The 12,853-nt window shown below is 53.5% G+C and carries 15 protein-coding genes; 13 read left to right on the plus strand and 2 right to left on the minus strand.

All coding sequences use genetic code 11. The annotated features are described in order from the left end of the window. Positions 1-103: 103 nt before the first annotated feature. From MYB54_RS20085 to rnk, 12 genes are all read left to right on the plus strand, one after another. Complete coding sequence (locus MYB54_RS20085; protein WP_039524209.1) at positions 104-1,069, plus strand: calcium/sodium antiporter; 966 nt, start codon at positions 104-106, stop codon at positions 1,067-1,069. A 53-nt stretch (positions 1,070-1,122) separates the two neighbouring features. After that, on the plus strand, positions 1,123-2,214 hold the full coding sequence (gene kdsD / locus MYB54_RS20090; RefSeq protein WP_104212679.1) for an arabinose-5-phosphate isomerase KdsD: 1,092 nt from the start codon (positions 1,123-1,125) through the stop codon (positions 2,212-2,214). A gap of 19 nt (positions 2,215-2,233) precedes the next feature. Then, positions 2,234-2,800, plus strand: coding sequence for a 3-deoxy-manno-octulosonate-8-phosphatase KdsC (kdsC, locus tag MYB54_RS20095; RefSeq protein WP_010296644.1), 567 nt, complete (start codon positions 2,234-2,236; stop codon positions 2,798-2,800). Then, on the plus strand, positions 2,797-3,363 hold the full coding sequence (gene lptC / locus MYB54_RS20100) for an LPS export ABC transporter periplasmic protein LptC (RefSeq protein ID WP_014913855.1): 567 nt from the start codon (positions 2,797-2,799) through the stop codon (positions 3,361-3,363). The genes kdsC and lptC overlap by 4 nt, the downstream gene beginning before the upstream one ends. Further along, entirely contained in the window at positions 3,344-3,916 is a 573-nt protein-coding gene (lptA, locus tag MYB54_RS20105) for a lipopolysaccharide ABC transporter substrate-binding protein LptA (RefSeq protein WP_014913854.1), read from the plus strand. Before lptC ends, lptA begins: the two co-directional genes overlap by 20 nt. A 3-nt stretch (positions 3,917-3,919) precedes the next feature. Then, positions 3,920-4,645: an LPS export ABC transporter ATP-binding protein gene (gene lptB / locus MYB54_RS20110; protein WP_010296638.1), complete on the plus strand. Its 726-nt coding sequence runs from the start codon at positions 3,920-3,922 to the stop codon at positions 4,643-4,645. Positions 4,646-4,694: 49 nt separating this feature from the next. Then, positions 4,695-6,128, plus strand: coding sequence for an RNA polymerase factor sigma-54 (rpoN, locus tag MYB54_RS20115; protein ID WP_010681574.1), 1,434 nt, complete (start codon positions 4,695-4,697; stop codon positions 6,126-6,128). Positions 6,129-6,151: 23 nt separating this feature from the next. Then, positions 6,152-6,439 carry a ribosome hibernation promoting factor gene (hpf, locus tag MYB54_RS20120; protein WP_010296634.1) on the plus strand — a complete coding sequence of 96 codons (288 nt, stop codon included), beginning with the start codon at positions 6,152-6,154 and terminating at the stop codon, positions 6,437-6,439. A gap of 95 nt (positions 6,440-6,534) precedes the next feature. Next, the gene (ptsN, locus tag MYB54_RS20125) at positions 6,535-7,008 is read left to right on the plus strand and encodes a PTS IIA-like nitrogen regulatory protein PtsN (protein WP_039279069.1); all 474 of its coding nucleotides are present in this window, start codon (positions 6,535-6,537) and stop codon (positions 7,006-7,008) included. Between the two features lie 163 nt (positions 7,009-7,171). Further along, positions 7,172-8,029 carry an RNase adapter RapZ gene (gene rapZ / locus MYB54_RS20130; RefSeq protein ID WP_010296630.1) on the plus strand — a complete coding sequence of 286 codons (858 nt, stop codon included), beginning with the start codon at positions 7,172-7,174 and terminating at the stop codon, positions 8,027-8,029. A 31-nt stretch (positions 8,030-8,060) separates the two neighbouring features. Continuing rightward, positions 8,061-8,333: a PTS phosphocarrier protein NPr gene (npr, locus tag MYB54_RS20135; protein WP_010296626.1), complete on the plus strand. Its 273-nt coding sequence runs from the start codon at positions 8,061-8,063 to the stop codon at positions 8,331-8,333. Between the two features lie 171 nt (positions 8,334-8,504). Then, the gene (gene rnk, locus MYB54_RS20140) at positions 8,505-8,915 is read left to right on the plus strand and encodes a nucleoside diphosphate kinase regulator (RefSeq protein ID WP_014913850.1); all 411 of its coding nucleotides are present in this window, start codon (positions 8,505-8,507) and stop codon (positions 8,913-8,915) included. Between the two features lie 100 nt (positions 8,916-9,015). Here rnk and pmbA read toward each other — a convergent pair whose 3' ends face one another. Continuing rightward, the gene (pmbA, locus tag MYB54_RS20145) at positions 9,016-10,356 is read right to left on the minus strand and encodes a metalloprotease PmbA (RefSeq protein ID WP_010681570.1); all 1,341 of its coding nucleotides are present in this window, start codon (positions 10,354-10,356) and stop codon (positions 9,016-9,018) included. Between the two features lie 366 nt (positions 10,357-10,722). Here pmbA and yjgA point away from each other — a divergent pair, with 366 nt between their 5' ends. Further along, a complete protein-coding gene (yjgA, locus tag MYB54_RS20150; RefSeq protein ID WP_010296620.1) occupies positions 10,723-11,274 on the plus strand; it encodes a ribosome biogenesis factor YjgA in 552 nt (183 codons plus the stop codon). 108 nt (positions 11,275-11,382) lie between these two features. On the opposite strand, the gene MYB54_RS20155 is transcribed toward yjgA, so the two are convergent. Then, entirely contained in the window at positions 11,383-12,837 is a 1,455-nt protein-coding gene (locus MYB54_RS20155) for an NAD-dependent succinate-semialdehyde dehydrogenase (RefSeq protein ID WP_205564084.1), read from the minus strand. Positions 12,838-12,853 lie beyond the last annotated feature (16 nt).

Below are 12,853 nucleotides of genomic sequence, written 5' to 3' on the forward strand. Positions count from 1 at the left end.
AATTAGCACTCATCACAGAAAATGCTTTTTGTGCGAAAATCGTCCAGAAATACTGACTTATTCGACAACAGGCCGGTGATTATATCCTATTAAAGGACGCTGCATGCTTTTTGCAACACTACTCTTGTTCGTTGGTTTGCTATTACTGGTTTACGGTGCCGATCGTCTTGTCTATGGTGCCGCCGTGCTTGCGCGTTCTCTTGGCTTACCGCCTTTCGTTATCGGCATCACCATTGTCGGCTTCGGCACCTCGCTACCCGAGCTGATCGTTTCGGTTACCGCCGCGTTGAACGATCAGAACGACATGGCCGTCGGTAATGTTCTGGGTTCCAATATCACCAATATTTTACTCATTCTCGGCAGCGCGGCACTCATTCGCCCGCTAACGGTACATTCGGCCATTCTGCGCCGGGAATTGCCGCTCATGTTGTCCGTCACTTTATTGTGTGGCGTTTTACTGCATGATAGCTACCTGAGCCGCACCGACGGCATCATGCTGCTCTTTGCCGCCATTCTGTGTCTGGTGTTGATACTTCGCATGGCACAACAGGCACAGCGGGAAGGCGGCGATAGCCTGACGCGCGAACAACTAGCGGAACTCCCGCAGGATGACAGCAGCCAGATGGTCGCCGTGCTGTGGTTGATTCTTGGCATGATTATTTTACCCATGGCCGCTCGTATGGTGGTGGATAACGCTACCGTCATTGCACGCTACTTCGATGTCAGTGAGTTAACTATCGGGCTGACCATATTGGCGATTGGCACCAGCCTGCCTGAGCTTGCTACCGCCATCGTCGGGACGCTGAAGAAAGAAGATGATATTGCGCTGGGTAACCTGATTGGCTCGAACATTTTTAATATTGCGATTGTTCTGGGCGTACCTGCTCTGCTCTCGCCGGGCGCACTGAACCCTCAGGCTTTTCAGCGCGACTATTGGGTCATGCTGGCGGCGAGCGTGCTGTTAACCGCACTGTGCCTCAGCAAAAAACGCCGTATAGGACAGGGCGCAGGCGCATTATTATGCTGCGCCTTTATCGCCTATCTGACGACCCTGTTCTTTTTTTCATAAGAACCTGTTTTTCATAAGACGCTCTGTTTTTCATCATAATCAGGACTATTGGTATGTCACAGTTTGAACAAGATGCTCATCTAAAACAGCAGTCTGACCGTGCACTATCCGATCATGCACTACGAGCCGATCATGGCTCACAAACCGGCCATAGGTTACAAAAGGCTCATGAACTACCAGCCGATTTCGATTTCCAGCAAGCAGGCAAGCAAGTACTGAGTATCGAGCGCGATGGGCTGGCGCAATTAGACCAGTACATTGATGACAACTTTACCCTCGCCTGCAAAAAGATATTCGATTGCCAGGGCAAAGTAGTCGTGATGGGAATGGGCAAATCCGGCCACATCGGCTGCAAGATTGCCGCGACCTTCGCCAGCACCGGTACGCCTGCTTTTTTTGTTCATCCGGGCGAAGCCAGCCACGGTGATCTCGGCATGGTGACGCCGCACGATATCGTGATTGCTATTTCCAACTCTGGCGAGTCCCATGAAATTCTGTCGCTGATTCCGGTTCTGAAACGCCAGAAAGTGTTCCTGATCTGCATGACCAGCGCACCAGAAAGTACGATGGGCAAGGCTGCGGATATTCACCTGTGCGTTCACGTCCCGCAGGAAGCCTGCCCGCTCGGCCTGGCACCCACCACCAGCACCACTGCAACGCTGGTCATGGGAGACGCGCTGGCTGTGGCGTTGTTACAGGCACGCGGCTTTACTGCCGAAGATTTCGCCCTTTCTCACCCCGGTGGCGCACTTGGCCGCAAACTTTTACTGCGCGTCAGCGATATCATGCATTCAGGTGATGAGATTCCCCATGTCCCACACGATGCCTCGCTGCGTGATGCGCTGGTGGAAATTACGCGCAAAAATCTGGGTATGACGGTAATCTGCGAGGCGGATATGAAAATTCAGGGCATCTTTACCGATGGTGACCTGCGCCGCATCTTCGACATGAATATTGACTTGAACAGCGCGCGCATTGCTGATGTGATGACCGCGGGCGGCATCCGGGTCACACCGCAAACGCTGGCGGTGGATGCACTTAACCTGATGCAGTCGCGCCACATCACCTCAGTGCTGGTGGCAGAAAACGATCGTCTGGTCGGGATCGTCCACATGCACGATATGCTGCGAGCTGGCGTGGTTTAAAAAGAAAGGATAATAGTGAATGAGTGAAGTCAGGGCGCAAACCGATACCTGCTATGGGCCTGTCGATCAACAGGTACTGGATAAAGCCCGTGAGGTTCGCCTGTTAATTTGCGACGTTGACGGCGTGATGTCCGATGGTCTGATTTACATGGGTAATCACGGCGAAGAGCTGAAAGCCTTTAACGTCCGCGACGGCTATGGCATTCGCTGCTTGCTGACGTCTGATATTGAGGTTGCCATCATTACCGGGCGTTCAGCAAAATTGCTGGAAGATCGGTGTAAGACGCTGGGCATTAACCATCTCTATCAGGGGCAATCGGATAAGGTTTTGGCCTTCAACGATCTGTTGGATAAACTGTCAGTAACGGCAAATCAGGTGGCATATATCGGCGACGATATGATCGACTGGCCAGTGATGGCGCAGGTCGGGCTGAGCGTTGCCGTGGCAGACGCCCATCCGCTGCTGTTACCACGCGCAGATTATGTCACCCGCATTGCGGGAGGCCGTGGCGCAGTACGTGAGCTGTGTGATTTGATTCTGTTCTCGCAGGACAAGCTGGAGCATGCCAAAGGGTTGTCAATATGAGTAAAACCAAGCGTTGGCTCACCGCTTTTCTGGCCCTGTTGGTGCTTATCCTCATCGGCTGGAATATTGCAGATGACGACACGGTAGCAGCACCGGGTGCAAACGACCCCGCCGTGCCGGTTTATACCAGCGAAAAGACGAATACGCAGGTATACAGCCCTGCGGGTAAGCTGAGCTACAGACTGATTTCGGAAAAAGCGGAGTATTTCAACGACGAGCAGTTGAGCTGGTTTACCAAGCCTGTCGCCACGCTGTTCAATGAACAAGGCACCGCAACCTGGTCAGTACGCGCCGATCGCGCCAAGCTGACAAAAGACAAGATGCTCTATCTGTACGGCAACGTTGAGGTGAATAGCCTGACGAAAGACGCACAGCTTCAGCGCATCACAACGAATAATGCCCAGGTGAATCTGGTCACGCAGGACGTCTCTTCCGATGATGAAGTCACCCTGTACGGCGCCAGCTTCACGTCAAGCGGAATGAAAATGCGCGGGAATCTGCGTAACAAAACGGCCGAGTTGATCGAAAAGGTAAAAACCTCTTATGAAATCCAAAACCAATAATCTGATGCGTAACACCCTGATCGCCAGCTCGCTGTTCGCCGTCAGCGTTTCCGCCTTTGCCGTGACCGGCGATAGCAATCAACCTATTCACATTGATTCAGCACAGCAATCTCTGGACATGCAGGGCAACACGGTGACGTTCACTGGCAATGTTGTCGTGAAGCAAGGCACGATTGAAGTAAAAGCCGACAAGGTCGTCGTGACGCGTCCACAGGGCGCGCAAGGCAGTGAAGTGGTGGAAGGTTACGGCAACCCCGTGACGTTCTACCAGATGCAGGACAACGGCAAACCGGTAAAAGGTCACGCGCAGAAAATCCGCTACGAGCTGGCCACTGACTTTCTGGTGCTGACTGGCAATGCCTATCTGGAACAGCAGGACAGCAATGTCAAAGGCGATCGCATCACTTATCTGGTGAAACAGCAGCAGATGGAAGCGACCAGCGACAAAGGAAAACGCGTGACGACGGTGTTGGTTCCTTCCCAGCTTCAGGAGAAAGAGAACAAGAGCCAGCCTTCTCGTTCTCAGCAACCGCAACCACGGGTCACTGAATAAGTTATGGCAACATTAACCGCAGAAAATCTCGCCAAGGCGTACAAAGGCCGTAAGGTCGTGGAAAACGTCAGCCTCACTGTGAATTCCGGCGAAATCGTCGGCCTGCTTGGGCCGAACGGTGCTGGCAAAACGACAACGTTCTACATGGTCGTAGGCATCGTTCCGCGTGATGAAGGACGTATCGTCATTGACGATGACGACATCAGCCTGCTTCCTTTGCACGAACGCGCGCTGCGCGGCATCGGCTATCTGCCGCAGGAAGCCTCTATCTTCCGTCGCTTAAGTGTGTATGACAATCTGATGGCGGTGTTACAGATCCGTAAAGATCTGACGACCGAACAGCAAGAAGATCGTGCCAATGAGCTAATGGAAGAATTCCATATTATTCATTTGCGCGATAGTCTGGGACAATCGCTGTCCGGTGGAGAAAGACGCCGCGTAGAAATTGCGCGTGCGCTGGCAGCGAATCCGAAGTTCATCCTGTTGGATGAACCGTTTGCGGGCGTAGACCCGATCTCCGTACTGGATATTAAAAAAATCATTGAGCATCTGCGTGACAGCGGGCTTGGCGTGTTGATTACCGATCATAACGTCCGCGAAACGCTTGATGTCTGTGAACGAGCCTACATCGTGAGTCAGGGCAACCTGATCGCCCACGGTTCACCGACCGATATTCTGGCCGATGAACAGGTGAAACGCGTCTATCTGGGCGAAGGCTTCCGACTCTGATAGGGTAATATTTTATCTTTGCAGTACTTATGGGACGTTAGCGCGATTTATGAAGCAAGGTTTGCAACTCAGGCTTAGCCAGCAACTGGCCATGACTCCACAGCTCCAACAGGCGATCCGCCTGTTGCAACTGTCCACGCTTGAATTGCAACAGGAAATTCAACTGGCGCTGGAAAGCAATCCGTTGCTCGAACAAACGGATCAGCACGACGAAATCGAGTCATTTGAAAAGGCAGACAGCGATTCGCTGGATACCGGCGAAGCCCTTGAACAAAGAGACATGCCGGAAGAATTGCCGCTCGATGCTACCTGGGATGAAATCTACTCCGCAGGCACGCCGTCGGGCACTGGCACCGACTATCGCGATGAAGAACTGCCGATTTATCAAGGCGAAACCACGCAAACGCTTCAGGATTACCTGATGTGGCAGGTTGAGCTAACGCCGTTTTCCGACACCGACGCGGCTATCGCGACCTCTATCGTCGATGCAGTCGACAACACCGGTTACCTGACCGTACCGTTGCAGGACATTCTTGACAGCATCGGTGACGACGACGTGACGCTGGAAGAGGTTGAAGCCGTGCTAAAACGCGTGCAGCGCTTCGATCCCGTTGGCGTCGCCGCTCGCGATCTGCGTGATTGTCTGCTGGTGCAGCTTTCCCAATTCGCCGACGACACGCCACGTCTGACCGAAGCGCGCCTGATCGTCAGCGATCATCTCGATCTGTTAGCCAACCATGATTTCCGCAGCCTGATCCGCGTTACTCGTCTGAAAGAAGAGGTGCTGAAAGAAGCGCTGGCGCTGATCCAATCGCTCGATCCCCGTCCGGGACAATCGATCAACACCGGTGAATCCGAATACGTGATTCCTGACGTGCTGGTACGTAAAGTTCAGGGGATCTGGGCCGTCGAACTGAACACCGACAGCGTCCCCCGGTTGCAGATTAACCAGCAGTATGCCGCGCTGGGTAACAGCGCGCGCAACGACAGCGACGGGCAGTTTATCCGCAGCAATCTGCAAGAAGCGCGCTGGCTCATCAAAAGCCTGGAAAGTCGCAATGACACGCTGCTGAAGGTCACCCGCTGCATCGTCGAACAGCAGCAGGATTTCTTCGAGCAGGGCGAAGAATTCATGAAGCCCATGGTACTGGCAGACATCGCTCAAGCGGTGGATATGCATGAATCCACCATCTCACGCGTGACGACACAGAAGTTCCTGCACAGCCCGCGCGGCATTTTTGAGCTAAAATATTTCTTCTCCAGCCACGTTAATACCGATAGCGGCGGAGAAGCCTCATCAACGGCAATCCGCGCGTTGGTGAAGAAGCTTATTGCAGCGGAAAACCCCGTGAAGCCACTGAGCGATAGCAAGCTTACGGCACTGCTCTCCGATCAGGGCATCATCGTGGCGCGTCGAACCGTTGCAAAATACCGAGAGTCTTTATCTATCCCACCGTCGAATCAGCGTAAACAACTGGTTTGATCTCAACAGAGAAGGAAGACACTATGCAGCTCAACATTACCGGACACCACATCGATATCACTGAACCACTGCGTGATTTTGTGAATGGCAAGTTTGCCAAATTAGAGCAGTATTTTGACCGGATTAATCAGGTCAATGTGGTATTGAGAGTGGAAAAAGTTCAGCAAATTGCCGAGGCCACGCTCCACGTGAATGGCGGCGAGCTGCATGCAACCTCAGAGGCGGCAGATATGTACGCCGCGATAGATTTATTGATTGATAAGCTGGCGAGACAGCTCAATAAGCATAAAGATAAACTCAAGCAGCACTAATTTTCTTCTTTGCCATTTGGCAAAGGACAAACTCGGCCCATCCATCGGGTGGGTCGGGATCACCAGAAGTGAAAGCGTCGTTAAGTGAAAATAAAATGAACCACGATCCCGTATTGCAGCTCAGCACCGTATTACGTCCTGAGTGCACCCGAAGCACCGTCCACTGCCAGAGTAAGAAACGGGCATTGGAAATTATCAGTGAGCTGGCCGCCAGGCAGCTTAACATTCCTTCGCAGATTATCTTTGATGCCATCCTGACTCGGGAGCGGATGGGCAGCACAGGAATCGGCGGCGGCATTGCCATTCCTCACGGTAAGCTGGAAGACGATAATGCGCTGGGTGCCATCGGTGTTTTCATCCAGTTAGAGCAACCGATCGCTTTCGATGCCATTGATAATCAGGCCGTTGATCTGCTTTTTGCCTTGCTGGTTCCAGCGGAACAATGTAAAACCCATTTGCATACCCTGTCGCTTGTTGCCAAGCGGCTGGCGGATAAAACGGTTTGCCGACGCCTGCGTGCGGCGCAAAGCGATGAAGAGCTGTACCAGATTATGACGGAAGCCGGTTAAGCCGGATGGTTGTCATGTTCACGATGACGGGCGATTCGCCGTGGATTCAGAGAATGCTTGCAATCCCTGCGCTAAGCCGTCATTTTTTTAGCTATACATCACTTTTTTATAAAAACAGTGGCAATGAAAATTCGCCATCACGTTGCCAGAGGGGAGTCGTCAGATGGTGCTGATGATTGTCAGTGGTCGCTCAGGTTCAGGGAAATCTGTCGCCCTGCGCGCACTGGAAGATATGGGGTTCTACTGCGTAGATAACCTGCCAGTGGTTCTACTGCCAGAACTGGCTAATACGCTTGCGGCACGTAACATTTCCGCAGCAGTCAGCATTGACGTGCGCAATATGCCGGAATCACCCGAGATCTTCGAGCATGCCATGGAGCAACTGCCGCCAAGCTTCTCGCCTCAACTGCTGTTTCTGGATGCCGATCGCAATACGCTGATCCGTCGCTACAGCGACACTCGTCGTCTTCACCCGCTCTCCAGCAAGAATCTGTCACTGGAAAGCGCGATTGATGAAGAAAGCGACCTGCTGGAGCCGCTGCGTTCACGCGCCGACCTGATTATCGACACCTCAGAGATGTCGGTACATGAACTGGCCGAGATGCTGCGAACCCGTCTGCTCGGCAAGCGGGAACGCGAGCTCACAATGGTGTTCGAATCGTTCGGCTTCAAGCACGGTATCCCTATCGATGCGGATTACGTCTTTGACGTGCGCTTCCTGCCGAACCCGCATTGGGATCCGAAACTGCGCCCGATGACCGGTCTGGATAAGCCCGTTGCGTCCTTCCTCGACAGGCACACCGAAGTTCACAACTTCATCTACCAGACTCGCAGCTATCTGGAACTGTGGCTGCCGATGCTGGAAACCAATAACCGCAGCTACCTGACTGTCGCCATTGGCTGTACCGGCGGTAAACACCGTTCCGTCTACGTTGCCGAACAGCTGGCAGACTACTTCCGTTCACGCGGTAAGAACGTACAGTCTCGCCACCGTACGCTGGAAAAACGTAAACCCTCGTAAGAGTCGGCAAACCAGACCAACCAGGTAACCTATGACAGTCCGGCAAACGGTTGAAATCAAAAACAAGCTGGGCATGCACGCTCGCCCAGCCATGAAGTTGTTCGAGCTGGTGCAGAGCTTTGATGCAGAAGTGATACTGCGTAATGACAGCGGCACCGAAGCCGAAGCCAGCAGCGTGATTGCCATGCTAATGCTGGACTCGGCCAAAGGGCGGCTCATCGAGGTAGAAGCGACAGGCCCGGATGAAGAGCAGGCGCTTGCCGCCGTCATCGGGCTGTTCGAAGCCGGGTTCGACGAGGACTAGCATTTCCTTAGCAGGCTATCAGCCAGCCTTCGTAGCAAGGAGCGCTTCACTTTCCCTTCCGAACCTCCTACTATCTACCTCTATAAATCATAATATTTTCTTATACCCCCTGCTCCTTTGGGTGCGGGGGGTTATTTTTATATCATCTGAAAATACCAACTGGAGAGGAGTATGACGAAACCTAACCTGACAATTAGTGAATTGGATGCAGAACGTCTGGATATGTTATTGGAGCAGCCCGCCTTTGCGGACAGCGATATCGCACAGGCGTTGAATGAGGAGCTGGATCGGGCGGACATTCTGCCTTCGGCATCAATTCCCTCACATGTCGTCACCATGAATAGTCGGGTGCGTTTCCGCGATCTGAATACCAACGAAGAGCACATCCGCACGCTGGTTTATCCGGCCGCGGTGAAGGACAGTCAAGAACCGCTGTCGGTGATGGCTCCGCTGGGTGCGGCACTATTGGGAATGCATGTGGGAAACTCGATCACCTGGCAGTTGCCAAACGGTGAAGAAACACGAATTGAAGTACTAGAACTACTCTATCAGCCAGAAGCCGCAGGCGAGTACCACCGCTAAACCAGCAAGGTGCTACTCTGCTATAAATGCGTGCTAATAAGGCATAGAGTAACAGCCGTCGGACACTGCCGACGGCGACGGTTATTCACAAAGAGCAGGCTTATTCCCCTGCGATCTTCATCTCTGGCAGCAACACGGAACCACACTGGATATTGCTTCGGGTTTCGATATCATTCCCCACCGTCACAATATTGCGCAGCATGTCTTTCAGGTTACCCGCGATAGTAATCTCACTGACCGGATACTGAATTTCACCGTTTTCGACCCAGAAGCCGGATGCTCCACGGGAATAATCCCCCGTCACACCGCTCACACCCTGCCCCATCAGTTCGGTCACCAGCAGGCCTTTGCCCATCTGTTTCAACATACCGTTGAAATCCAGCCCCTGTCCGGCAATCCGCCAGTTATGAATGCCACCCGCATGGCCGGTGCTCTGCATTCCCAACTTACGCGCGGAGTAGCTTGTCATGAGCCAGGTCTGCAACACGCCCGCCTTCACAATGTCACGCGCCTGTGTCCGCACACCTTCGCTGTCGAACGGCGTAGAGGCCAGCCCTCTCAGCAGATGCGGTTGTTCCTCAATCGTCAGCCACTCAGGCAGAATCTGCTGACCCAGCTTATCCAGCAGGAAAGTGGATTTACGATAAACACTGCCGCCGCTGATGGCACCAACCAAATGACCAAACAGGCCCGTCGCCACTTCCGCAGAAAACATCACCGGAGCCTGCATGGTAGGCAGCTTACGCGGTGACAGGCGGGATAACGTACGGCGCGCGCACTCTTCGCCTACCCATTCCGGGCTGCGCAAGTCATCCAGCGCACGGCCAACGGTGTAGGCATAATCGCGCTCCATATCGCCATTCACTTCGGCAATCACACAGCTGGACATAGAATGACGGCTAGAGCAGTAACTTTTCAGCAGACCGTGGCTATTGCCGAACACCTTAACGCCGTAGTGGCTGTTAAAACTGCCGCCTTCGGTGTTGGTAATGCGCTTGTCCGCCTGTAATGCGGCCTGCTCTGCGCGAGCGGCTAATTCAATGCCGCGATCCGCATCCAGTTCGGTTGGATGGAACAGATCCAGATCCGGCGCGTCGAACGCCAGAAGATCCCGATCCGCCGGGCCAGCAAACGGATCGACAGAGGTATAGCGAGCAATATCCAGCGCGGCCTGTACGGTACGGGCTATCGCATCCGGGCTGAGATCGGTAGACGATGCGCTGCCTTTACGCTGTTGGTGATAAACCGTAATGCCCAACGCGCCATCGCTGTTGAATTCAACATTTTCAACATCACCATAACGGGTACTGACGCTAATGCCCGTCGTTTTTGACACCGCGACTTCTGCCGCATCAGAACCGGCACGCGCCAGTTCCAGCGCCTGAGCCACCGCGAGCTCCAGCGCTTTACGCTGCTCTGCAACCTGAGTAGTTATCGTCATTGTTCTGCCATAATGAGTGGAAGAAAGCTCACCATCATCCCCACTCGAAAAATATGAGTAGAGAGAAATATGCTCTAAATAATTCAAGTTTCAGGAAGGCGGCAAGCGAAGGAATCCCGATGAGCTTACTCAAGTAAGTGATTCGGGTGACTGAACGCAGCCAACGCACATGCAACTTGAAGTATGACGAGCATAAAAAGGTGTAGCATAATGCTTTCTAGTCTAACAGGATCTACGGACAATTTCGCACAAAGCCCAAACCTGTTAGTATCAGCCTCTTTTTTCTGGTGGGCACGCTGTTCACCATCCCGGAGCCGCTACGCGTAGCGTTAAGAATTGCTCCTGGACACTTTTTAGGAGCCAACCATGAAGCAAAAGTACGAAGACTGGCTGAATGACGTCCCAGATAACCAAGAAGACGACGAAGATGATGAAATTATCTGGGTCAGCAAAAGTGAAATAAAGCGCGATGCCGAAGCGCTGAAAGATCTCGGCGCGGAACTGGTCGAGCTGGGCAAAAACGCCCTGGAGAAGATCCCGTTGGACGACGATCTGCGTGCGGCGGTGGAACTGGCGCAGCGGATCAAGAAAGAAGGCCGCCGCCGCCAGCTACAGCTGATTGGTAAAATGCTGCGCGCCCGCGATCCAGAGCCGATCCAAACCGCGCTGGATAAGCTGAACAACCGTCATAATCAGCAGGTCGCGTTATTCCATAAACTGGAACAGCTGCGCGACCGTCTGATTGAAGAAGGTGACGATGTGGTTCCCGATATTCTGGCGCTTTATCCTCACGCTGACCGTCAGCAGTTACGTTCTCTGGTGCGTAATGCGCAGAAAGAGAAAGCGACGAACAAGCCGCCGAAATCCGCCCGTCAGATCTTCCAGTATCTGCGCGAACTGGCTGAAACCACAGACTAACGGCTAACGTGGGATGAGGAGTCTGACTCACTCATCCCACGTATTACCTATCTTGTTTTCCGGTATTCAATCGGATTCGATCAATGCCGATCGCAGCATCCATTCAGATCACAACCCGCCCAAATGCCAGGTTTTCACTTCCAGAAATTCGTCCAGCCCCAGAACCGAGCCTTCGCGGCCTAATCCTGACTCTTTCACACCGCCGAAGGGGGCTAATTCGGTTGAAACCGCGCATTCGTTAATACCAATCATGCCGCTCTCCAGCGCTTCTGCCACGCGGAACACACGCTGCAAGCTCTGGCTGTAGAAGTAGGCGGCCAGCCCAAACGGCGTATTGTTGGCGCGCTGAATCACTTCTTCTTCCGTTTTGAAACGGAAGCAGGGAGCAACCGGACCAAACGTTTCTTCCTGCGCCAGCAGCATCGCTTCGTTGGCATCAACAATCACCGTCGGCTCAAAGAAGCTGTGGCCCAGCTTGTGCCGTTTACCACCGACAAGCGCCTTGCCCCCCTTTTCCACCGCATCATTGACATGCTTTTCCACCTTCTCAACGGCGGCATCGTCAATCAGCGGACCGAGCACGACGCCGTCATCCATACCATTACCGACTTTCAGTTTCTTCACTTCTTCCGCGAGCAGAGAAACAAACTCATCGTAGACGCCGTCCTGAATATAAAACCGGTTGGCGCTAACACAAACCTGACCTGCGTTACGGAAACGGTTAGCTATCGCGCCTTTTACTGCGGCCTGAATATCTGCGTCATCAAACACGATATAAGGCGCGTTCCCGCCAAGCTCCATCGACACTTTCTTCATGGTCTCTGCGGCATTGCGCACCAGCGTTTTCCCTACTTCTGTCGAGCCGGTGAAGGAGATTTTGCGCACTTTATCGCTCGCCATGACGGTATCGCTGATCGCCTGCGTGTCGCCCGCCACGCCGTTGAGTACGCCATCCGGCACACCCGCCTGCTGCGCCAGCGCCAACAGCGCAAATGCAGACAGCGGCGTGTTGTTCGCAGGTTTGATCACACCGGTACATCCTGCGGCCAACGCCGGCCCCAGCTTACGCGTCAGCATCGCCAGCGGGAAATTCCACGGCGTAATGGCAACAACGACGCCAACGGGCTCACGCGTGGCGTAAATCTTCGATCCGGGTTTCGCAGGCGGAATAATCTCACCGTTAGCCCGCTTGCCCTGCTCAGCAAACCACTGAATGAAATTCGCCGCGTAGACGACTTCGCCTTCGGCTTCCTGCACAGGCTTGCCCTGTTCGGCGGTCATCAGCTCCGCCAGATAGTGCTTATTCTCCAGAATCAACTCGTACCAGCGATACAGAATTTCAGAACGTTCTTTCGCGGTTTTACGCTTCCAGGCAGGAAACGCGGCATACGCGGCGTCAATCGCCGCCTGCGTCTCTTTCTTTCCCGCTTTCGCCACGCTGGCAATCGACTCGCCCGTCGCCGGATTCACGACCTCAAAGGTAGCGCCGCTCTGCTGCCATTTCCCCGCAGCAAAGTAGCCCGTTTTAAACAGTTCATGATCCTGCAAATTTTGTCCTGACATCGTGTTACCTCCTGAA

This window comes from Pectobacterium nicotianae (assembly GCF_023272715.1).
Taxonomy (GTDB): domain Bacteria; phylum Pseudomonadota; class Gammaproteobacteria; order Enterobacterales; family Enterobacteriaceae; genus Pectobacterium; species Pectobacterium brasiliense.